Raw genomic sequence first — 19,951 nt, forward strand, 5'->3', positions numbered from 1 at the left:
TGAAAAACCGAGTCGGTTGCCGTAAACCTAAACACTTTGCGCAATTGTTAAACCACATAAGGGCGTCAAATAATTTGATCAAATTTTTCCTTGCCGCGGCCTTGTCCCGGTGACAAAGTGGCCGCGATTCCCGACTTCGGGCTGTTGGCACAGGAGGATGCGCCATGATCGAAAAACGCGATTTCTATATCAACGGTCAGTGGGTCGCCCCCTCGGCGGCCAATGACTTTTACGTGATCAACCCCTCGACCGAGGAACCCTGCGCTGTGATCTCGCTGGGCGGCCAGGCCGAAACGGATGCCGCCGTCGCTGCGGCCAAGGCGGCTTTGCCCGGCTGGATGGCCACTCCGGTTGCGGAACGGATCGCGCTGATGGAAAAACTTGTTGAAGTCTACCAGACCCGCTCGGAAGACCTGGCACAGGCCATGTCGCTTGAAATGGGCGCGCCGCTGGATATGTCGCGCAGCTCGCAGGCGGGTGCGGGGATCTATCACCTCAAGAACTTCATCCGTGCCGCAAAGGATTTCCAATTCGAGCACCCGCTGGGCGACCATGCCCCCAATGACCGCATCATTCACGAGGCGGTCGGCGTTGCGGCCCTGATCACTCCGTGGAACTGGCCGATGAACCAGATTACGCTCAAGGTCGGTGCGGCGGCGATTGCGGGCTGTACCATGGTGCTGAAACCGTCCGAGCAAAGCCCACTGAACGCGATGATCTTTGCCGAGATGATGGACGCCGCAGGCTTTCCGCTCGGCGTGTTCAATCTGGTGAACGGCGATGGCGTGGGCGTCGGCTCGCAGCTCTCAGCACATCCGGATGTGGATATGGTCAGCTTTACCGGATCGACCCGCGCCGGAACGGCGATCTCCAAAGCGGCGGCTGAAACGCTGAAGAAAGTGCATCTGGAGATGGGCGGCAAGGGCGCGAATGTGATCTTTGCCGACGCCGATGAAAAGGCCGTCAAACGTGGTGTGCTGCACATGATGAACAACACCGGCCAAAGCTGTAACGCGCCCAGCCGCATGCTGGTCCAGCGCCCGATCTATGATCAGGCGGTGGAAATAGCGGCGGAGGTGGCCAATAAGATCACCGTTGGTCCGGCACTTGAGGAAGGTCGCCATATTGGCCCTGTGGTGAACGAGGTCCAGTGGAACAAGATTCAAGACATGATCCAGCAGGGCATTGATGAAGGCGCTCGTCTGGTCGCTGGTGGCACCGGTCGGCCCGAGGGTCTGAACAAGGGCTATTACGTGCGCCCCACGGTCTTTGCCGATGCCAACAATCAGATGACCATGGCGCGTGAGGAAATCTTCGGCCCGGTCCTGACTATGATGCCCTTCGACACCGAAGAAGAGGCCATCGAGATCGCCAACGACACGCCTTATGGTCTGACAAACTATGTCCAGACGCAGGACGGCGCGCGCGCCAATCGCATGGCACGGGTGCTGCGGTCGGGCATGGTTGAGATGAATGGCCAATCGCGCAGCGCAGGATCGCCCTTTGGGGGGATGAAGCAATCCGGGAACGGGCGTGAAGGCGGCGTTTGGGGATTGGAGGACTTTCTGGAAGTCAAATCCATCGGCGGCTGGGCCGCAGAATAATCAGGTTTGGATTAATCCAATTGTGAGGCACCTTGCGGTGCCTCGCTTTGTTTTCAGGCTTCCGCCTGCGCGGCTTCATAAGCCAGCATGGCGCGTTTGACAGGCAGGCCCCAATGGTAACCGCCCAAACCGCCGGATTTCCGCAGCGCACGGTGACAGGGGATCAGCCAGCTGACCGGGTTGCGGCCCACCGCCGTCCCAACAGCACGCACCGCTTGTGGGGATCCCACCCGCTGCGCGATTTCCGAATATGTAGTGACCTGACCCGAAGGGATATGCATCAGCGCCTCCCACACTTTGATCTGCAGGGGTGAGCCAATCAGATATAGCGGGGTCGGCTCCAACCGATCACTGACCGATCCAAACGCGCCTAGGGCCCAGGGGCGCAGGCGCATCGGGTCCTCGACAAAGTCCGCCTGTGGCCAGCGCGACAGCATATCCTCCATCGCGTCTTCTTCGCCGGTCTCAGCGCCGAAAGCCATGCCGCAGATACCTTTGTCAGTACCCATCACCAGCGCCGGGCCAAAGGGGCTTTCGAACCAGCCCCAATAGATCGTCAGACCTGCTCCTTTGCGGGCATATTCGCCGGGGCTCATGGATTCCCATTTCAGGAACAGATCATGCAGGCGACCAGAACCGGACAGGCCGACATTATGAGCGGTTTCCAGCGTCGTGAACCGCTCGTGCAGCAGCGCCTTGGCGTGACCCAGCGTCAGGTATTGCTGATACCGTTTCGGCGACACGCCCGTCCAACGCGAGAACAGGCGCTGGAAATGCGCCGGGCTCATGTCCATCTGGCGGGCCAGCTCATCTAGGCTGAGGGGTTCTCCGCCCTGATCAATCAGCTCGATCGCGCGCCGCATGACGTTGTAGTGATAGCCGGTCTCAGGGTTCTGGACGTTCATGTCGCACCTCCTTCATTGCATTGATCTTAATCCCTCTGATGCGGTCAGAGCGACCCGGAACTTGCGCAACCAGCCATTAGTTTGTCGAAAAGGCCATGCCTTGGTACTTTGCACCCTTTCAGGAGCTTGCCGATGTCGCCAGTTGATGCCTTTCGCCTTTCCGATGCAGCAGCACGTAAATACCAAGATCACTCGGTGCCCGCGATGTTCGCCCCATTGGCAGATGCCACGGTCAAGCGACTGAATTTGCCTACGGACGGACATGTTCTGGACGTTGCCTGCGGAACCGGAGCGTTGACACGCGCCATAATAGAGCATTTGCCCGGGCAAGGCTGTGTTGTCGGCACCGATCTGAACCAATCAATGATTGATATCGCTCAATCCATGACCGCGCAGACGGAGCATAATGTGGAATGGGTGGCGTCGGATGTCACCGAGTTGCCCTTTGATGCTCAGAGTTTTGATCTGGCTTGCGTCCAACAGGGATTGCAATTCTTCCCCGATAAGCCTGCAGCCCTGGCCGAGATTTTCCGGGTGTTGAAATCGGGCGGGCGCCTGAGCCTGACATGTTGGCGCGCCATCTCTCCTTTTAACGATGCGCTTGCCGAAGCACTCGCAATCCATGTCAGTGACGACGCGGCGCAGAAAGCCCGCGCACCATTTTCGTTCCGGGACGGAGATCTGATCACCTCTTTGCTACAAGACGCTGGCTTCTCAATCACGACGCATGATGGGATCGTGTTGCAGCGTCGATTTGAAGACCTGAGGGCTCAGGTGCTCGCGCTACCGGTCGAGCAGGATATGCGTGCCAAAGGAGAGGCCGCTATTGATCAGGTATTAGAGGACATAGCCGCCCGGCTTGCCCCTTATGCACAGGGCGGCGTGTTTATCGTGCCGCAGGAAGCGCATTTCTTTATCGCAACCCGACCCTGACGCCCTTTACCCTGTGGCCCGCACACGGCATTAAGGCCCGGATGGCAAAGCAACTCGATTATCACACGATCCGCGAGATCTTTACGCGTTTTCAGGACGCCGACCCGGAACCCAAGGGCGAGCTTGAGCATGTCAACGTCTACACGCTGGTCGTAGCCGTGGCGCTGTCGGCACAGGCGACCGACGCGGGCGTCAACAAAGCCACGCGTGAGCTGTTCAAGATCGCAGACACACCGCAAAAGATGCTGGATCTGGGCGAAGAGGGTCTGACCGTACACATCAAGACCATCGGCCTGTTCCGCCAAAAGGCCAAAAACGTCATAAAACTGAGCCGCATTCTGGTCGACGACTATGGCGGCGAGGTGCCCAATTCCCGTGCAGCCTTGCAATCGCTGCCGGGGGTGGGGCGTAAGACGGCGAATGTGGTGCTGAACATGTGGTGGCGGCAACCGGCACAAGCGGTCGACACCCACATCTTTCGCGTCGGTAATCGCAGCGGTATCTGCCCCGGTAAAAACGTGGATGCTGTCGAGCGGGCCATCGAAGACAATATCCCGGCTGATTTCCAACTGCACGCGCATCACTGGCTGATCCTGCATGGCCGCTATCACTGTAAGGCCCGCAAACCGATGTGCGGCACCTGTATCATCCGCGATCTCTGCGAATTTGAGGACAAGAACCTATGAAAACCTACCAGCTTGTTGGTATCGGAAACGCCGTTGTAGACGTGATTTCCCAGGCCGATGACAGTTTCCTGGAACTGATGGGGATCGAGAAAGGCATCATGCAGCTGATCGAGCAGGAACGCGGCGAAGTGCTGTATGCCTCGATGGAAGGCCGGGTGCAGACCCCGGGCGGGTCTGTGGCCAACACCATCGCCGGAGCTGGCGCGCTGGGTCTAGATTCCGCCTTTATCGGACGGGTGCATGATGACGCATTGGGCCGGTTCTATGCGGATGCGATGAACGAGGATGGCGTGGATTTCGTCAACCCGCCGGTGCCTGGCGGTGAACTGCCAACGTCACGCTCGATGATCTTTGTCTCGCCCGATGGCGAACGGTCGATGAACACGTATCTTGGGATTTCGTCCGAGCTGTCTTCGGCCGACGTCTCTGCTGACGTGGCGGGCAACAGCCAGCTTATGTTCCTTGAGGGCTATCTGTTCGACAAGGAAAAGGGCAAGGCGGCGTTTCTTGAGGCCGCCCGGACCTGCCACAACGGCGGTGGCAAAGCGGGTATCGCCATTTCCGACCCATTCTGCGTGGAACGTCACCGGGTCGATTTCCTGCTGCTGATCGAGAATGAGCTCGACTTTGTCATCGGCAACGAGGCCGAGATAAAATCGCTGTTTGAAACCGACGATTTGGAAGAAGGGCTGGCGAAAACTGCTGCGATCTGCCCGCTGGTCGTGTGTACGCGGTCGGGCGACGGTGTGACGGTTCTGCATGACGGTCAGCGCATCGACGTGCCGGTGGAGAAGGTGGTGCCGGTGGACGCAACCGGCGCGGGCGACCAGTTTGCCGCCGGGTTCTTGTATGGCATGGCAACAGGCCGCGATTACGAGACCTGCGCCCGCATCGGCAACGTTTGCGCCCGCGAGGTAATCAGCCATATCGGCCCACGCCCCGAGGCCAATATGCAAGAGCTGCTACGCGCTGAAGGTTTGCTGTAAGCGCTGTCCTCAAAACCCAGTGGCAGCATCGTTTAAGGCCCAATCGTATTTATAGCCTGTGACGCGCGGTGCTGCCTGCACCCGCGTACGCAGGGCAGGTGCGGCTGCCGTCTCAATATAGTCCAGAACTGCTTTTTCATCCGGTCCGAAATCCTCGCGGAACCAAATGTAGATTTTCGACAGGACCAGTCCCCCGCGATCACTGAAACTGACACCGCGTGGGTCATTGATATAGGCGTGCTCAGCCGCGGCAAAGTCCCGTTCCAGCGTGTCCGCCCGCCAAGCGCGGTCCATTAGGTTGGGACAACCTACAGCCGCGCAGTTCAAGGCGTAGTGGATACGGGGCTCATTAAAAGTGGGCCGGATGATACGATGCTCGATATCGTTCAGGGTCAGCGTCTGCCCCGTGACCTGCACCAATGGCCGGGTCCAGGGGCCGATTGACAACGGCCCGTCCTTGATGTCGCGGATCGAAGTAATGGGATAGCTTTCAAGAACTACATCCACCGTCACCGCATTGTACAAGTTGATCCAGTAGGCCAGCTGCTGATTGCGGGCCAATTGCGTCGGGTCAATGGCCTGCAAGTCGGCCAGATAGCCATCCAACCGCGCCCGATCCGCTTGTGTCACCTGCGCATAGGCAACCCGGTTCACGCCCTGCGCGTCAGGTGCCACATAACGGGACAGAAAGGCCGTCCAATCGCCGTGGTCAACCCGCTGCCCGGGGGGTGGCGCGTAACTGGTCAGGACCTTTCCCGGCAACGGCTCGGGCGCGGGCAGTGCCAGACGTTCGACACTGGCGCAAGCCGCCAGCAAGGGTAGCAACAAGATCAACAGGTATCTCATGACGCGTCCTTCCGGGTCTGGCGGAGGGCGCGCATCTGACCTTTGAGCCGTTTCAGCGGGGCCAGCGAGGGGTCGCCAATCTCGGGCAGATCCGGACCGCCAGACAGACGCGGCACGGCGGGGTTCCACCAGCTTGGGCCAGTGGGGCCGTCAATCCTGTCCGGGCTGGACAGATGCATATCGCGCTGTGCATTGTGCGCGCACATCGATAGCGGACCATTCGCCGTCGCAACCATGAACACGCATGAGGCGCAACGATCTTCCTCAAGCGCGTCCGCCGCCATGAAGTTATGGATGAACACTGTCTGTCGCCGTACCGAACCACGCATCAACCCCGGCCCCAGACGCATCACGCTTAACGCCAGGTGGCCAAGCGCCCGCAGAGCCAACAGAGGATGCCGCCGGATCATGCGCCGACTCTTGGGACGAATACGTATATGTGCGTCCTGTTTGTCGTCGACACCCTCAAGCGCGTCGATCACCCGATGCACCAGCCGCTTGTTCGACAGCAACGAGACCGCGCGGCCTCCTGCGGTGACCACGCTGGCGTAGCGGTTGCATTTGGAATGCCCAACAGCCGCCGTACCGAAATGCAGCGGGGTGCCGTAACCTGCCTCAATCGCATGCGTCACACTTTCTTGTGTGATCGCATCGGGCCGCGCCCGCAGCACACCACGCCCGGTATCGGCCTGCATCTGAAACGACACAAAGGCAACCTCGGCACGATCACGCAGAAACCGTGCCAACTCGGGCAGCTCGTCAAAATTGCCTGCAAACACGGTGGTATTGAACAGGATGCGCAGTCCCAAACCGCGCGCGCGACGGATATAAGCGCGGCGCACAGTGTTCAATTCGACCTCGGAGCTAAAACCCTTTCGTTCCTGGGTCAGGTCAACGTGAAAGGCGACATCGTCCAGTCCCGCTGCTGCCAGCCGCGTCAGAAACGCCCTGCTGGCGCGGATACCATTGGTCATAAGGCAAGATCGCATACCCAGACGGCGGATCTCGCGGCTCAGGGCCTCAAGATCCTCGACCTTGCGCAGAGTCGGGTCGCCGCCCGTCAGCTGTACCGAGACACCGGTGCCATAGTGGCTGCGGATCGTGGCGAGCCGTGCAAACAGAACCGAAAGCGGTGGGTCAAAGGTCATCTCGGCTCGGTCCGAGAGGTAGCATAGCGTGCAATCCAGATTGCAGTGCTGGGTGACCTCAAGCGCGACGCAGGCGATGGGGTAAAACCGCCCCGCTGTCTGTCCCGCACCAAATTCACCGCAACTTAGCAAACCACCACGCAAGGGGGCACGACGGTCGGTACCTGCGAACTTGCGTCCGGCGGGGGCAATGGCGGGCTGGGGATGCGCGGTGTCTTTCATACGCACCAAGCTAGAGAGGGCTCGGACATGCGACCACGCCCTCTCACGCCAACGTGCGGGCCGGTGAACGATCAGCCGCAGCAGCCACCGGATTGTTTCACTTCGGTCGCCGACGGAGCCTCGTTCACATTCGCACCCCGACCCAGCCAGGTGCGTTCGGCCAGATAGAAATCGGTGAAGCGGTCGTGAAAGTCGTCGGACACGGATTTCTGCGGAATGCCCGTGGCCTGTAGGGCCCGCTGCCACGCTTTCACCTTGGGATAATCGGCCAGCATGTCGTGCCCACTGTGATCGGCGACAATCGCAGCGCGGTGCAACAAGGGCAGCCATGCCATATCCACATTGCCCAGCGTTTCCCCTGCAAAGAACGGACCATTGCCCAGTTGTTTTTCCGCCTTGGCAAAGGCGGCGTTCAATTTGGTCACGCGTTCACCAAATACCGCGCTGTCCGCACTTTGCATGGTGCTGCACTGAACCAGATAGTGCTTGCTGGCCTGATAGCTCCACGCTCGGTTCAAGGCGCGCTGTTCGGGCGTCAGATCGGGTTGCAGCGGGGCAGCAACTTCATCCAGATATTCGGCGATTGCGTCTGACTCGAACAGCGGCGTGCCGCCTTCGGTCACCAGCACGGGAACTTGGCCTGTGGGCGACAGCTCAAGAAACCAATCAGGCTTGTCGCTAAGGCTGATGAAGTCAATTTGATAGGGCACCTGCTTGGCCTCAAGCAGCGCCGTGACGCGCTGAACGAAGGGGCAGATTTTAAAGCTGATGATACGGATCATTGGTCTTTCCTTTTGGATGCTTCACCTGTCAGACGAAGGCCACGCCAAAAAGACGACGATCAGATCAACATTTTTTGCAATTGGCGGATTTTTCCTGCACGTCCGAGATGTTCCCCCGCACATCCATCGAGATATTGCAGCAATCTTCAAACGCCGTGCGCAGCTCGGCCCGGCCTTTCTGAACGCGGGACTTGAGTGTCGAATAGGACAGCCCATGCGCCTGCGCATAGTCGCGTTGAGACATGCCGTTGATGTCGATGGCCATCAGCATATCTGCGGTCTCGGCGGGCAAACCCCGAATGAAAGGTTCGACACAGCCTTCAAGATCCTGACGGGTTTCGGGGTTATCGCGATGATACCACAGATCATCCGGATGCGCCTGCGCACGGCCCGATTTGCGATAGTAGTCAATGATGGTGCGATCCGCCGTCTGGAATAGCCAGGGCTGCAGCCTGGCCGGGTCTTTCAAATCAGGCAGGCCGGTGAAGACCTTGACCGAAATCTCTTGCAGCAGATCATCCACATCCGCCGCATTGGACACGCGCGAATGCAAAAACGCCTTTAGACGAGCGCGATATTTCGGCCAAATATCTTCGATCTGCATGCTGGTTTATGACAGGTAATCGGCGAACGCGTCCACCACCTGCTGATAGACCGTACGCTTGAAAGGTACGATCTCTTCGATCAGCTTGCCGGGGTCCTGCCATTTCCAGCGGGTGAATTCCGGGTGGTCGGTAGCGATATTGATCTGATCGTCGCTGCCGGTGAAGCGCAGCAGGAACCATTTCTGTTTTTGCCCACGATAACGGCCTTTCCAGATGTTGGGCACGATCTCATGCGGCAGATCATAAGGCAGCCAGCCATCGGTTTCGGCCACAACCTCGACCAGATCGGCGGTGACGCCGGTTTCTTCCCACAACTCACGCAATGAAGCATCGCGGGGGTCTTCGCCCTTGTCCACGCCGCCCTGCGGCATCTGCCACGCATCCTTGTGGCGGTCATTGCGCTGGCCGACGAATATCTTGCCCTCGGCATTCATCAGCATCAGCCCGACGCAAGGGCGATAGGGCAGTTTGGCGATTTCTTCCGGGGTCATGCGCGGCCTCATGGGGTTGTTCAGGCAACCTCTAACAAGCGCGACAAGGCCCGCAAAGGGGGTGACGTTAGGTTTCGCGTGACAAAGTTTACGCGCACGTCAATTTAGAGTGCAAATTCGTGAGGGAGAGTTTCGCCATGACTGCGTACCCAAACATGCTGTTCCCGCTGGATCTGGGCTTTACCACGCTGAAGAACCGCGTGCTTATGGGCTCGATGCATACTGGGCTTGAGGAAACGGGCGACTGGAACCGTGTGGCTGAGTTTTATGCCGACAGGGCGCGGGGTGGCGTGGCGCTGATGGTCACCGGTGGCATTGGTCCGAACCTTGAAGGTTCGGTCCTGCCGGGTGCCTCGATGATGACCAACGACAAGGAAGTGGCGAACCATTCTATCGTGACGCAGCGCGTGCACGAAGCCGGTGGCAAGATCGCCATGCAGATCCTGCACGCGGGCCGCTATGCATATGGTCCGAAATGTGTGGCCCCTAGCCCTGTGAAGTCGCCGATCTCGCCGTTTCCGCCGAATGAATTGGACGAAGACGGCATCGAAAAACAGATCAGTGATATCGTCAACGCAGCCCGATTGGCACAGAAGGCGGGTTATGACGGGGTCGAGATCATGGGCTCTGAAGGGTATTTCCTGAATCAGTTCCTGGTGACCCACACCAACAAACGCACTGACCGTTGGGGCGGCTCGTACGAAAACCGGATGCGGCTGCCCATCGAAGTCGTACGCCGCACGCGCGAGGCGGTGGGGACTGACTTCATCATCATCTACCGCCTGTCGATGATTGATCTGATCCCCAATGGCTCGACCCATGATGAGGTGGTGGAACTGGCGCAACGGATTGAACAGGCCGGGGCCACGATCATCAACACCGGCATCGGCTGGCACGAGGCGCGGATTCCGACGATTGCGACCAGTGTCCCCCGCGCTGCCTTTGCCTGGGTGACAAAGAAACTTATGGGCAAGGTCTCGATACCCGTGATCACCTCGAACCGGATCAACACGCCGGAAGTGGCCGAAGAGGTTCTGGCGACTGGTTGCGCGGACATGGTTTCGCTGGCGCGTCCGATGCTGGCGGACGCGGAATTCGTAAACAAAGCGATTGCCGGGGACGGGGCCAAGATCGCGCCCTGTATCGCCTGCAATCAGGCCTGTCTGGATCACACGTTCAGCGGCAAGCTGACCTCATGCCTGGTCAACCCACGCGCCTGTCACGAGACCGAGCTGGTAATCCGCAAAGCCGAGACCCCAAAGGCCGTCGCCATCGTGGGCGCAGGTCCGGCTGGACTGTCCACCGCCATGACCGCCGCACAGCGCGGCCATGACGTGACCCTGTTCGACCGCGCCAGCGAGATCGGCGGTCAGTTGAACATGGCCAAACAGGTGCCGGGCAAAGAGGAGTTCTGGGGTCTGGTCGACTGGTACCGCACGATGATGGCAGATTTGGGTGTGAAAGTGGAACTGAACCGCGAGGTTTCCGCAGACGACCTGACCGGCTTTGACGAGGTGGTCATCGCCACCGGCGTCACCCCGCGCGATCCACAGATTCCGGGGCAGGATCGCAACAACGTCCTCACCTATGTCGACGTGCTGCGCAACAAAGCCGAAGTCGGAGCATCCGTCGCTGTCATCGGCGCGGGTGGTATCGGCTTTGACGTGTCCGAATTCCTGATCGAAGACGGCCATAGCCCGACGACCGATCTGCCCGTTTGGATGAAGGAATGGGGTGTGACTGACCCCGAAGAACACCGCGCGGGCCTGGCCCCTGAAGGGCCACAACCCGAGGCACCCAAACGGCAGGTCACCCTGTTGCAACGCAAGAAACAAGTCCACGGCAAGGGGCTGGGCAAAACCACCGGCTGGATTCATCGCGCGACGCTAAAGATGAAGAACGTCAATTTCGTGGGTGGCGTGAACTACGAACGTATCGACGACAACGGCCTGCATATCAGCTTTGGTGAAGGGCGCTCCGACCCCACAGTCATAGCAGCGGATACGGTTGTTCTGTGTTCTGGTCAGGTATCCGAGCGCAGCCTTGCCGACGCGCTGGTTGATCGCGGCATCACCCCACACGTGATCGGCGGCGCGGACGTGGCCGCTGAACTGGACGCCAAACGCGCGATCAATCAAGGCACACGACTGGCAGCAGGATTGTAAAAGCAGTCAATTTCGACACCAGCATGTCGGTTACCGTCTTGCCTGCGACGGGCGGCCAACTAGAGTGGCAGCGCTGAATGTAGGGACGGCCTGTCATGGTCTTTGCCACCATATTATCTGGGCTTGCCCCAAGTTTTCTGATGGTCGCGTTGGGCGGAGTAATCCGTGCGCGCTTGTCCGAGAATGCATGGCAGGGTCTCGACAAGCTGAACTTTGAAATTCTGTTTCCCGCACTGCTGTTTGTCGCGGCCTGCAAACGCCCTATCGCTGTGGCAGATGTATTGCAAATCGGCCCGGCTGTTTGGGCCATATTGATTTTTGCGATGCTTTTGGGCTGGGCAGCGCGGCCAATTGGCCCGGACCGGTTTCTGGATTTTGCAGGTGGCTGGCAAACGGTGTGGCGTTTTAACTCGGCAATCGCACTGGTTGCATCACAAACCCTCGGGCCAGCCACAATCGGTCAGATGGCCGTTGCTATCGGCATGGCGGTACCTGTCGCCAATATGCTTGCGGTTTTGGTACTGTCAAAAGGCGGCAGCCTGAGCATTTTGCAAACCCTGTCCAAAGTAGCACTGAACCCCTTTTTACTGGCAAGCGTTCTGGGTGTGACCGTCGGCCTGTCCGGCATTTCTATTCCTGCGCCCATTCTGGCCCCGCTGGAAATGGTCGCGGCGGCGGCAATTCCGATTGCACTGATTTCAATCGGCGCAACTATGAACTGGGCTGCTCTGGCAAAGATGGATCGGTTCAGCGGGTATGTTTGCCTTACACAACTGGTTCTAGTGCCGGGCGCTACGTTTCTTGTCTGCGCACTTGCAGACGGGGCAAACGGGCTGGCCCCGGTTTTGATCCTATTTGCAGCCTTGCCTACCGCGTCCGCTGCACATGTTCTGGCGTCTGGATTCGGGGCAGACAGAAAGCTGGTGGCCACGCTGATCGCGCAATCAACACTTCTCAGCGCAGTGACCCTGCCATTGTGGATACTGGCGGCAAGAGCTGTATTTTAGAGATTGCCTTGGCGCCTGAACACCCTACTCAACCGTAATCGTTATCACCTCGGATACAATCGGCGTCGCATGTGGCACGTGGCCTGCATCGCCCAGCACCAATTGCAGCGTGTGCTCGCCCGGGGCGAGGTCCAGCGTCACTTCTGTCTGGCCGCCACCGAAATGCAGGTGGTTGTCATCTGCGGGCAGACCATAGGCCAGTTCATCCGCGCCATCTTCACCCTCACCCAAGGGTGGACGGTCAATCAGCAGGTGGTGGTGACCGGTATTTTCTTTCTCGGTCCCGGCCGGGGCCACCCCCATGCCGCTGAGGCCAAAGACCACCGTCAGCGGGGACTGGACCGTATCCCCGTCCGACAGATTTGCGAAATAAACCTTGGCTTCGGGATTTGATGGCGTTTCACCGCCAGCCAGCGCAAAGGTCGCGGACAGGCACAGGGCAACAAGGGCGAAAAGGGATTTCATGATCTCCTCCGTGGTCACAAATTTGCCACTCTCATCATAACATATTTGCGCCAAAGCCCCAAAATTCCTTCTCTTTTTGCGGGCGTGGCCACTTTGGAAACCATTGTTTCCGCGTTTCCCATCTGCAAACGATCCCAATTAAATCCCTGATATTATCCCATGTCTGCCCAGTTTCCGCCCAGATTGGGCGTCACAGTCAGGCAAGGAAAAAGCACCCGGGGAACGAGAATGGATCGACTGACCGAAATGGAAGCATTTGCCAACGTGGTAGACCAGGGTGGGTTCACCGACGCGGCCAAGAAGATGGGAATTTCCAAATCTGCCGTGTCAAAGCACGTATCAAGCCTTGAGGCGCGGCTGGGCGCGCGGTTGTTGAACCGCACCACACGCCGGGTTTCCCCAACCGAGATTGGGTTGGCTTATTACGACCGCGCGCGCCGTGTGCTGAATGACGCAGGCGAAGCAGACGCTCTAGTCACCTCAATGCAATCAGCGCCATCCGGATTGCTGCGAATCAGCGTAGCGACGGATTTCGGGGTAAATCATCTGTCACCAGTACTGTCGGACTTTCTGGCCGCATATCCGGATATCACCGTAAACATGGTTCTGAACAACCGGTACGTGGAACTGATTTCCGAAGGGTTCGACGTCGCCGTGCGCATTGGCGAGCTCGAGGACAGCACCCTGCGTGCACGCAAATTGACCGAAACCGTGAAGCGGATGGTCGCCGCACCCAGCTATGTCGAGAAATACGGACGTCCGCAGAAAATCGACGATCTGAACGAACACAAGCTGCTGCATTACTCTAGCCAGTCTTCGGGCAATGTCTGGCGGCTGACCGCACCGTCAGGCGAAAAGAGACAGGTTCGCACTGCCGGTTGGCTGAGTGTGAATGACGGTCAGTCGTTGTTGAATGCGGCGATCTCGGGGCTGGGGATCGCATATCTGCCCAGCTACCTGTATGCTGATGCGCTGAAGTCCGGTGCGGTTCTGGATGCGATGCCGTCGCTGCCGGATGAAGTGCAGGGGATCTATGCCGTCTATCCCCCCGGTCGCTTTACGCAACCCAAAGTCCGCGCTTTCATTGATTTCCTGGTCGAATCCTTTGCGGAAAAAGGCCTAATGGACTGGGTAGATTGACACGTTGATCAACGGGGTGGCGGAATGAATACAGCTATTCAGACTGAAGGCAGCGCCGGACAGGCTGATGGCACTTCACGTCTGGCACCCGCGACGCAGTCGAAAACACCTCCGGTTTCTGCCGTAAGTGAATTCACTGGGCTTGTCGGTGTATTTGGTCTTTTAGCTGCAACATTCGCGGCCATCTATTTTGACACCGCGTTAATGCAATCCATTCAGTTATTGCTGGCCGGGGCCGCATTGCCAATGATTGCGTCTTCGATCCTTCTGGACAGGGTTCATTTGCGTGCTTCAACAGGGCTGGATTATGGGCTGAGAAGGGACACATCCGAGGTTGCCTCAATCACGGTCACGAAAACCCTTGGCCTGGGCGTGACCCTTTTCGTCATCGCCATGGCCTACCAGATCATTCCAACGTACAGCACATCGGATTACGAACTGGTCCGGGCGCTGACCCTTTCCTTTTTTCCTGTGTTGTGGATTTTGTCACCAGCCTACATTGCATTTACCACTCGCCACATGGTCGAACCGCGTGACGAACTTTGGCACGTAGGCAAGCTTGTTACCCTGCAGTTTTCAGCCGTTGATCCTGAAAAAATTAAGGATCATTGCAGGGCGTGGCTGGTCAAAGGGTTTTTTCTGGCCTTTATGTTGACGGTGCTGCCGAAGATTGTCGATTTCGTCATTAACGCCAATCTCGAAGCGTATTTTGCAAATTCGGTGTCAATCGTTCTGTACTTGGTTCAGGTTTCATTTCTGGTCGATGTGTGCATTGGGGCTATTGGATATTTCTGCACGTTCCGAGTTCTTGATTCACATATTCGAACTGCCAACCCATTCCTGTCTGGCTGGATCGCAGCCCTGGCGTGTTACCCTCCCTTCGCGCTGATGGCGACCGGCGGGCCGCTCGATTATCGCACGGGTACTCAATCATGGACGGTTTGGCTGTCGGATCAGCCTGTGCTTTTGAGTGTTTGGGGCGGCGCGATTCTGCTGCTTGCGATAATCTATGCTTGGGCGACCGCAGCGTTCGGGCTTCGGTTTTCGAACCTGACCCATCGCGGGATCATCACAACGGGGCCCTTCCGCTATTTCAAGCACCCCGCCTATCTGTCCAAGAACATCATGTGGTGGATGATCCATTTGCCTTTTCTTTCGGACATCGGGTCCACGGCAGCGCTTCAAAGTTGCATTTTGTTGTTGGGTGTTAACGCGCTGTATTACGTGCGCGCCAAGACGGAAGAAAAGCACCTTATGGCAGACGAAGACTATCGCGCCTATGCGGGTTGGATCGCAGCAAATGGCTTGTTTGCACGTTTGCGAATGCGCAATCGTCGTCAGAAACAGTAAGAACCGGCCTTCACCAGCTTTCGGCAAAAATCGGTCGAATAAAGAACACAGACTGTCTTCGTTACGTCAACAAATAGTCGCTATTGCCAGGGATAGTGTGAGTAACTGGAAATATCTCCCCGGTGAACCTCGACGGCCCGCACCTTTGTGCGGGTCTTTTTTCGTTTTTGTCTGTCAAAACCTCTCGACCCATGGGCGCAGGGTCAACTCGTTGCTCCAGGCGGATCGGTCCTGATGCACCAGATGCATGTATTCTCGGGCGATGGCGTCGGGGTCCAGCATGCTGTCGGGATTGTCGTCGGCTTCAACCCGTTCCGGGCGGGATGCATTGCGGATACCGCCGTCGATATTGACCCAGGCGACGTGGATGCCCTTGGGGTGCAATTCGCGCGCCATGGATTGCGCTAATCCGCGTTGCGCGAATTTGCCCATGGCAAAGGGCGCGGACAGTGGAAAGCCTTTGACACCGGCCGAGGCACCGGTGAACAGGATCGTTCCGCGCCGGTTGTCCCGCATTGGTTGATCTAGCATACGGCGAGCAGCGGCCTGCCCCAACAGAAAGGCTCCATGCGCCGTAACTTCAACTGCCTTGCGTACGATCTCAGCGTCCAGCTCGATGATTGGACCACGCTGCCGGGCCGAGGGGTTGTAGCAGGCCACGCGCAATTCACCCGGCAAATCGGCAACCAATTCCGCCACGCCCTTGGCATCGGTGCCGTCCACCTGATGTAGTACCGCACCCGTTTCGACGGCCAGAGGTTCCAGCTTCGCGATATTGCGCGCGGTCAGGTGCAGCGCGTAGCCATCCTGCGCCAATGCCCGCGCGAACGAAGCCGACAGACCTGCCCCCGCGCCTATGATCAATGCCTGAGGTTTTTGCGTCTGGTCAGCCATGGTGGGCTCCTTCACTCCTGATCCTCTCACTGACCTATGTCACCGAGATCAATTGACCAGCAAAACCGCCTCAACCCGGCGATTCAAGTCACGGCCTTCGGGAGTGGCGTTCGACGTCAGCGGTGCCAGATACCCGATCCCGCGCGCCTCAAGCCGATCAGCGGCAACACCGTGCGCCTCGATCAAGCGGGTGCGCACCGCCTGCGCCCGGCCCGTACTGACCGAGATATTGGCGTCCAGCGCGCCAGTGTCATCTGTGTGACCGACAAGCGCCAAACGCGTACCCGGATTATCGGTCAGATACCCGGCAATCAATTCCAGCGAGGTAAAAGACCCGTCGCCCAGTGCAATTTCTCCGGTACGGAAATGCAGGTCGTCTAGGATGACATGCCCGTTCTGGGCCAATTCAGTCAGCAAGCCGCCCGATGCGTTGACTGTTTCCTCGATCACCAGCGGGGGCGGAGTTTCGGCGTCAACGGGAGTGACGCGGATCATCTGCACATAGCCGCTGGGTGGGTTGCGGCTGACCAGCAGGCTCAGCACCTCGTCGCCGCGCGTGGCGGCCAGAAAGCGGTAATCCTGAATGGACACGTACATATCGGGGGTCGGCACCACCTCGGTTCCGAACCGGAAATCGAACCCGCCGCAGGTCCGTGCCTCGCATTCGAACAGCACCTCATAACCCTGCGCGATAACCTGTTCGCGCAAAGGTGCCAACAGTTGCAACGTCGTGCTGGAGCCCGATTGCACGCGCCATGTGATCCGTTCGACCCGCCCTTCGACGTGGCGCAAGGGTAGACTGTCATCGGCATAGGGACCGGTGGGCAGGTCGTAACTATCCAGCGGGCTGACACGATCGCTAAGCTGACGCGCGCCAGAGGGCAATGTCAATTCCTGCGCCGCAAGCGGACCGGCCAGAAACAACAGGATCAGAAGGGTAATTCGGGTCATCGGGCCTGCGCGTGATAGTCGTCGTTCGGGGTCATGGCCGTGGCGCTCGCAACCCGGTTCGACATGTTGAAAAAGCCGGTGACATTGGCGAGGTCCCAGATATCCCGGTCACTCAACCCCGCATCCCGCAGGCGTTGGCGATCAGGTTCTTCGATCTCGGCGCTAGCGGTGGTCATCTTTGCGGCGAAATCCAGCATGGCGCGCTGGCGCGGATCCAGAGGGGCCACGCGGTAGTTCATAATCAACATCTCGCCCAGTTGCGGATCACCCGACAACTGCCGCACCGCCGCGCCATGAGCCACAAGGCAGTAAAAGCATTTGTTGATCGCCGATACGACCACAGCGATCATTTCCCGTTCCAGCTTGGTCAGACCGCTGTCGCCCAACATCAGGTCGTTATACGTGGCCGTAAAGGCGTTCAGCTTGTCGATATCAAACGCATAAGCCCGCAGAACATTCGGTACAAAGCCCAGCTTTTCCACACAGATATCAAAGTATTTCTGCGTTTCGGGCGGCAGTGGGTCCACCATCGGCAAGTCCAGCGCGGTGGGCTTCTTTTCGTTTGTCACTTCGGGCTCTCTCCTTGGACAAGCTGACGGTAGTGGTATTCTCCGACAATCTCCATCCCAAGTGCGTGATAAAGCCCGTTGGCCGCCGTATTCGCCTTGGTGCAGATCACGCTGAGCGTGTCCGCTCCGTTTTCCTGCGTCCAAAAGGCCGCGGCGCGCATTGCCCAGACCCCCAGCCCGTGGCGGCGGTGATCGGGCAGAACCTCAAGCGCGTGCACCATCGCAACACCGTCCTGTATCGCGATAAAAACGGTACCGGCAGGCTGATCGTCGTGGCGCAGCAGCAGCCCGGTTTTTGGGCCGCTCACCCGCTCCATCACCGCAACCCGTTCCGGACCAATCCCCCCCTGCGTCCAGATTTCACGCATGATCGCCAGCGGCTCGGGCGTGGAAAAGACCATCACGCGCGGGATCGGCTTATCGGTCAGGTGACCTGCCGGGCAGGCGTAAATGTTGACAGGATCCAGAACCGCGTATCCGCGTGCGGCAAGCTGGGCATCCAGCGCCTCATCCCCCGGGCGCAGGCAAAACAGGCGCTTTTGCCCCATCGCCTGCATCGCAGCCTCGGCAGCGTCGATATCAGCCTCAGTCACCGGCCCCAGCGCATTGGCCGCAGACACTCGTGACCCACCCCCCTGCCCTTGTCGCAGCTGAAACGGCCCCAGCCGCTCATATCGTGCGGCGGGCCAGGTGCCATCGACGATGTCGGGCCAGTTGACGCTCACAGATCAAGTTCTTTCGCCAATCGGGTGACGGCCGCATCGATCAGTGCCCCGTCGGTGCCGCGCACAACCACGTTTGAGCCAAACACGCCGTTGACCTGGTACGGATAGCTGCCAATGGACAGATCGGAAAAATCGTCTGCCAACGCGGACAGAGGCCCCGCGATATCGCCCTCACCCCGTTCCACGCGCAGGGTTTGCGACAACAACGGGCTGCCACCAGTCAGGCCGGGCAACACGCTGGCGACCATCGCCTGAAACACCGAGGGCACCCCGGCCATCACATGCACATTCTGAATGGTGAACCCTGGCGCGATCGAAACCGGATTTTCGATCAGTTCCGCCCCATCCGGAATTCGGGCCATGCGCAAGCGGGCCTCGTTCAACTCCTGCCCGGATTTGTCATAGCGGGCCTGTAGCAGGGCGCGGGCATCCTCGCGTACATCGATTGGAGTATCGAAGGCGCGCGCGATGCAATCGGCGGTGATATCGTCATGGGTTGGGCCGATCCCGCCGCTTGTAAAGACATTGTCATGAGCCTCTGACAGCGCCTTGACCGCCGTTTCAATGGCAGACGCTTCGTCGCTGACAATGCGCACCTCTTTCAAGTCAATACCATGTTTGGTCAGCTCACTGGCGAGATAATGCATATTCGCATCCCTGGTGCGGCCTGAAAGGATCTCATCCCCGATCACCAGCATTGCAGCGGTTGGATTGGCCATGGCGCGTGCCCCCCTCTTGATCGACCTTTGGGGCAGGTATAGGCCGGGGGGCATGAAATTTGAAACCCCCCTTGTCCCCGCCCGCCTGATCCGCCGCTACAAACGCTTTCTGGCCGATTGCACGTTAGAGGACGGGCGTGAGGTAACTGCCCATTGCGCCAATCCGGGTTCAATGATGGGGCTGGCTGAGCCTGGTGAGAAAATCTGGCTTGAGCCCAATGACGATCCGAAGAAGAAATTGAAATACGGCTGGCGGCTGGTCGACCATGAAAATGGGCACTTTGCGGGGGTTGATACCTCAGTCCCCAACAAAGCCTTGCGCGCGGCGTTGAAAGCCGGAGAAGTCCCCGAACTGGCTGCCTATGAAACCATCCGCCCCGAGGTGAAATACGGCGAAAACAGCCGCATCGATTTTCTGCTGACCCAGCCAGACCTGCCGGACGCCTATGTCGAGGTCAAAAGCGTCACCCTGTCCCGCGAACCCGGTCTGGCCGAATTCCCCGACAGCGTCACCGCCCGCGGCACCAAACATCTGGGCGAACTGGCAGCTATGGCGGCGCAGGGTCATCGGGCGATCATGCTGTATCTGGTGCAGCGCACCGATTGCGACCGGTTTGCGCTGGCCGCCGATATCGACCCGACCTACGCAGCTGCGTTCAAAGCCGTGCAGGTACAGGGGGTCGAGCGGCTGGTTTACCGCACGCGTATTTCGCCCAGTGAAATCACCGTCGGCGAAAGGATTCGGGTGTAATCCGAAT

21 protein-coding genes are annotated in these 19,951 nt (G+C 58.7%); 9 read left to right on the plus strand and 12 right to left on the minus strand.

All coding sequences use genetic code 11. The features are described from left to right. Positions 1-164: 164 nt before the first annotated feature. Complete coding sequence (locus tag RUE5091_RS14340) at positions 165-1,604, plus strand: aldehyde dehydrogenase family protein (RefSeq protein WP_058282621.1); 1,440 nt, start codon at positions 165-167, stop codon at positions 1,602-1,604. A gap of 53 nt (positions 1,605-1,657) precedes the next feature. Here the strand turns inward: RUE5091_RS14340 and RUE5091_RS14345 are convergent, their stop codons facing one another. Then, positions 1,658-2,509, minus strand: coding sequence for a methylated-DNA--[protein]-cysteine S-methyltransferase (locus tag RUE5091_RS14345; protein WP_058282622.1), 852 nt, complete (start codon positions 2,507-2,509; stop codon positions 1,658-1,660). Between the two features lie 132 nt (positions 2,510-2,641). Between RUE5091_RS14345 and RUE5091_RS14350 the strand changes: the two genes are divergently transcribed. Genes RUE5091_RS14350 through RUE5091_RS14360 form a run of 3 tightly spaced genes read left to right on the plus strand, consistent with a single transcriptional unit; the run spans position 2,642 to position 5,114 of the window. Beyond that, positions 2,642-3,442 carry a methyltransferase domain-containing protein gene (locus RUE5091_RS14350; RefSeq protein WP_058282623.1) on the plus strand — a complete coding sequence of 267 codons (801 nt, stop codon included), beginning with the start codon at positions 2,642-2,644 and terminating at the stop codon, positions 3,440-3,442. Between the two features lie 41 nt (positions 3,443-3,483). Then, positions 3,484-4,128 carry an endonuclease III gene (gene nth / locus RUE5091_RS14355; protein WP_058282624.1) on the plus strand — a complete coding sequence of 215 codons (645 nt, stop codon included), beginning with the start codon at positions 3,484-3,486 and terminating at the stop codon, positions 4,126-4,128. Further along, entirely contained in the window at positions 4,125-5,114 is a 990-nt protein-coding gene (locus RUE5091_RS14360) for an adenosine kinase (protein ID WP_058282625.1), read from the plus strand. The genes nth and RUE5091_RS14360 overlap by 4 nt, the downstream gene beginning before the upstream one ends. 9 nt (positions 5,115-5,123) lie before the next feature. Here RUE5091_RS14360 and RUE5091_RS14365 read toward each other — a convergent pair whose 3' ends face one another. From RUE5091_RS14365 to RUE5091_RS14385, 5 genes are all read right to left on the minus strand, one after another. Continuing rightward, positions 5,124-5,960, minus strand: coding sequence for a DUF547 domain-containing protein (locus RUE5091_RS14365; protein WP_058282626.1), 837 nt, complete (start codon positions 5,958-5,960; stop codon positions 5,124-5,126). Further along, positions 5,957-7,330, minus strand: a complete 1,374-nt coding sequence (locus RUE5091_RS14370) for a radical SAM protein (RefSeq protein WP_058282627.1) — start codon at positions 7,328-7,330, stop codon at positions 5,957-5,959. The genes RUE5091_RS14365 and RUE5091_RS14370 overlap by 4 nt, the downstream gene beginning before the upstream one ends. A 71-nt stretch (positions 7,331-7,401) precedes the next feature. Beyond that, positions 7,402-8,112 (minus strand): glutathione S-transferase family protein, encoded by a 711-nt coding sequence (locus RUE5091_RS14375; RefSeq protein WP_058282628.1) that lies wholly within the window; start codon positions 8,110-8,112, stop codon positions 7,402-7,404. Positions 8,113-8,176: 64 nt separating this feature from the next. After that, a complete protein-coding gene (gene sigZ / locus RUE5091_RS14380; RefSeq protein ID WP_058282629.1) occupies positions 8,177-8,716 on the minus strand; it encodes an RNA polymerase sigma factor SigZ in 540 nt (179 codons plus the stop codon). Positions 8,717-8,722: 6 nt separating this feature from the next. Next, positions 8,723-9,208 carry an RNA pyrophosphohydrolase gene (locus RUE5091_RS14385; RefSeq protein WP_058282630.1) on the minus strand — a complete coding sequence of 162 codons (486 nt, stop codon included), beginning with the start codon at positions 9,206-9,208 and terminating at the stop codon, positions 8,723-8,725. 137 nt (positions 9,209-9,345) lie between these two features. On the opposite strand from RUE5091_RS14385, the gene RUE5091_RS14390 reads away from it, so the two are divergent. Then, positions 9,346-11,373: an NADPH-dependent 2,4-dienoyl-CoA reductase gene (locus RUE5091_RS14390; protein ID WP_058282631.1), complete on the plus strand. Its 2,028-nt coding sequence runs from the start codon at positions 9,346-9,348 to the stop codon at positions 11,371-11,373. Positions 11,374-11,468: 95 nt separating this feature from the next. Continuing rightward, positions 11,469-12,380, plus strand: coding sequence for an AEC family transporter (locus RUE5091_RS14395; protein WP_058282632.1), 912 nt, complete (start codon positions 11,469-11,471; stop codon positions 12,378-12,380). 24 nt (positions 12,381-12,404) lie between these two features. On the opposite strand, the gene RUE5091_RS14400 is transcribed toward RUE5091_RS14395, so the two are convergent. Then, on the minus strand, positions 12,405-12,845 hold the full coding sequence (locus RUE5091_RS14400; protein ID WP_058282633.1) for a DUF4399 domain-containing protein: 441 nt from the start codon (positions 12,843-12,845) through the stop codon (positions 12,405-12,407). Positions 12,846-13,073: 228 nt separating this feature from the next. On the opposite strand from RUE5091_RS14400, the gene RUE5091_RS14405 reads away from it, so the two are divergent. Both RUE5091_RS14405 and RUE5091_RS14410 read left to right on the plus strand, forming a co-directional pair. Further along, the gene (locus tag RUE5091_RS14405; protein ID WP_058282634.1) at positions 13,074-13,985 is read left to right on the plus strand and encodes a LysR family transcriptional regulator; all 912 of its coding nucleotides are present in this window, start codon (positions 13,074-13,076) and stop codon (positions 13,983-13,985) included. A 24-nt stretch (positions 13,986-14,009) separates the two neighbouring features. Beyond that, a complete protein-coding gene (locus RUE5091_RS14410) occupies positions 14,010-15,335 on the plus strand; it encodes a methyltransferase family protein (protein ID WP_058282635.1) in 1,326 nt (441 codons plus the stop codon). Between the two features lie 174 nt (positions 15,336-15,509). Here the strand turns inward: RUE5091_RS14410 and RUE5091_RS14415 are convergent, their stop codons facing one another. Genes RUE5091_RS14415 through RUE5091_RS14435 form a run of 5 tightly spaced genes read right to left on the minus strand, consistent with a single transcriptional unit; the run spans position 15,510 to position 19,193 of the window. Beyond that, on the minus strand, positions 15,510-16,229 hold the full coding sequence (locus RUE5091_RS14415) for an SDR family NAD(P)-dependent oxidoreductase (RefSeq protein ID WP_058282797.1): 720 nt from the start codon (positions 16,227-16,229) through the stop codon (positions 15,510-15,512). Between the two features lie 48 nt (positions 16,230-16,277). Further along, positions 16,278-17,180 (minus strand): OmpA family protein, encoded by a 903-nt coding sequence (locus RUE5091_RS14420; RefSeq protein ID WP_058282636.1) that lies wholly within the window; start codon positions 17,178-17,180, stop codon positions 16,278-16,280. Further along, positions 17,177-17,749 carry a peroxidase-related enzyme gene (locus RUE5091_RS14425; RefSeq protein WP_058282637.1) on the minus strand — a complete coding sequence of 191 codons (573 nt, stop codon included), beginning with the start codon at positions 17,747-17,749 and terminating at the stop codon, positions 17,177-17,179. The genes RUE5091_RS14420 and RUE5091_RS14425 overlap by 4 nt, the downstream gene beginning before the upstream one ends. Then, positions 17,746-18,474 carry a GNAT family N-acetyltransferase gene (locus tag RUE5091_RS14430; RefSeq protein WP_058282638.1) on the minus strand — a complete coding sequence of 243 codons (729 nt, stop codon included), beginning with the start codon at positions 18,472-18,474 and terminating at the stop codon, positions 17,746-17,748. The genes RUE5091_RS14425 and RUE5091_RS14430 overlap by 4 nt, the downstream gene beginning before the upstream one ends. After that, complete coding sequence (locus RUE5091_RS14435; protein WP_058282798.1) at positions 18,471-19,193, minus strand: competence/damage-inducible protein A; 723 nt, start codon at positions 19,191-19,193, stop codon at positions 18,471-18,473. The genes RUE5091_RS14430 and RUE5091_RS14435 overlap by 4 nt, the downstream gene beginning before the upstream one ends. Before the next feature lie 52 nt (positions 19,194-19,245). On the opposite strand from RUE5091_RS14435, the gene sfsA reads away from it, so the two are divergent. Then, a complete protein-coding gene (sfsA, locus tag RUE5091_RS14440) occupies positions 19,246-19,944 on the plus strand; it encodes a DNA/RNA nuclease SfsA (protein WP_058282639.1) in 699 nt (232 codons plus the stop codon). Positions 19,945-19,951 lie beyond the last annotated feature (7 nt).

The sequence above is a fragment of the Ruegeria denitrificans genome (genome assembly GCF_001458295.1).
GTDB lineage: Bacteria > Pseudomonadota > Alphaproteobacteria > Rhodobacterales > Rhodobacteraceae > Ruegeria > Ruegeria denitrificans.

What these genes read in the sequence shown, in the direction of transcription:
- RUE5091_RS14340 (WP_058282621.1), top strand. Translation starts at nt 165, where the DNA reads ATGATCGAAAAACGCGATTTCTATATCAACGGTCAGTGGGTCGCCCCC.
- RUE5091_RS14345 (WP_058282622.1), bottom strand. Translation starts at nt 2,509, where the DNA reads ATGAACGTCCAGAACCCTGAGACCGGCTATCACTACAACGTCATGCGG.
- RUE5091_RS14350 (WP_058282623.1), top strand. Translation starts at nt 2,642, where the DNA reads ATGTCGCCAGTTGATGCCTTTCGCCTTTCCGATGCAGCAGCACGTAAA.
- nth (WP_058282624.1), top strand. Translation starts at nt 3,484, where the DNA reads ATGGCAAAGCAACTCGATTATCACACGATCCGCGAGATCTTTACGCGT.
- RUE5091_RS14360 (WP_058282625.1), top strand. Translation starts at nt 4,125, where the DNA reads ATGAAAACCTACCAGCTTGTTGGTATCGGAAACGCCGTTGTAGACGTG.
- RUE5091_RS14365 (WP_058282626.1), bottom strand. Translation starts at nt 5,960, where the DNA reads ATGAGATACCTGTTGATCTTGTTGCTACCCTTGCTGGCGGCTTGCGCC.
- RUE5091_RS14370 (WP_058282627.1), bottom strand. Translation starts at nt 7,330, where the DNA reads ATGAAAGACACCGCGCATCCCCAGCCCGCCATTGCCCCCGCCGGACGC.
- RUE5091_RS14375 (WP_058282628.1), bottom strand. Translation starts at nt 8,112, where the DNA reads ATGATCCGTATCATCAGCTTTAAAATCTGCCCCTTCGTTCAGCGCGTC.
- sigZ (WP_058282629.1), bottom strand. Translation starts at nt 8,716, where the DNA reads ATGCAGATCGAAGATATTTGGCCGAAATATCGCGCTCGTCTAAAGGCG.
- RUE5091_RS14385 (WP_058282630.1), bottom strand. Translation starts at nt 9,208, where the DNA reads ATGACCCCGGAAGAAATCGCCAAACTGCCCTATCGCCCTTGCGTCGGG.
- RUE5091_RS14390 (WP_058282631.1), top strand. Translation starts at nt 9,346, where the DNA reads ATGACTGCGTACCCAAACATGCTGTTCCCGCTGGATCTGGGCTTTACC.
- RUE5091_RS14395 (WP_058282632.1), top strand. Translation starts at nt 11,469, where the DNA reads ATGGTCTTTGCCACCATATTATCTGGGCTTGCCCCAAGTTTTCTGATG.
- RUE5091_RS14400 (WP_058282633.1), bottom strand. Translation starts at nt 12,845, where the DNA reads ATGAAATCCCTTTTCGCCCTTGTTGCCCTGTGCCTGTCCGCGACCTTT.
- RUE5091_RS14405 (WP_058282634.1), top strand. Translation starts at nt 13,074, where the DNA reads ATGGATCGACTGACCGAAATGGAAGCATTTGCCAACGTGGTAGACCAG.
- RUE5091_RS14410 (WP_058282635.1), top strand. Translation starts at nt 14,010, where the DNA reads ATGAATACAGCTATTCAGACTGAAGGCAGCGCCGGACAGGCTGATGGC.
- RUE5091_RS14415 (WP_058282797.1), bottom strand. Translation starts at nt 16,229, where the DNA reads ATGGCTGACCAGACGCAAAAACCTCAGGCATTGATCATAGGCGCGGGG.
- RUE5091_RS14420 (WP_058282636.1), bottom strand. Translation starts at nt 17,180, where the DNA reads ATGACCCGAATTACCCTTCTGATCCTGTTGTTTCTGGCCGGTCCGCTT.
- RUE5091_RS14435 (WP_058282798.1), bottom strand. Translation starts at nt 19,193, where the DNA reads ATGGCCAATCCAACCGCTGCAATGCTGGTGATCGGGGATGAGATCCTT.
- sfsA (WP_058282639.1), top strand. Translation starts at nt 19,246, where the DNA reads ATGAAATTTGAAACCCCCCTTGTCCCCGCCCGCCTGATCCGCCGCTAC.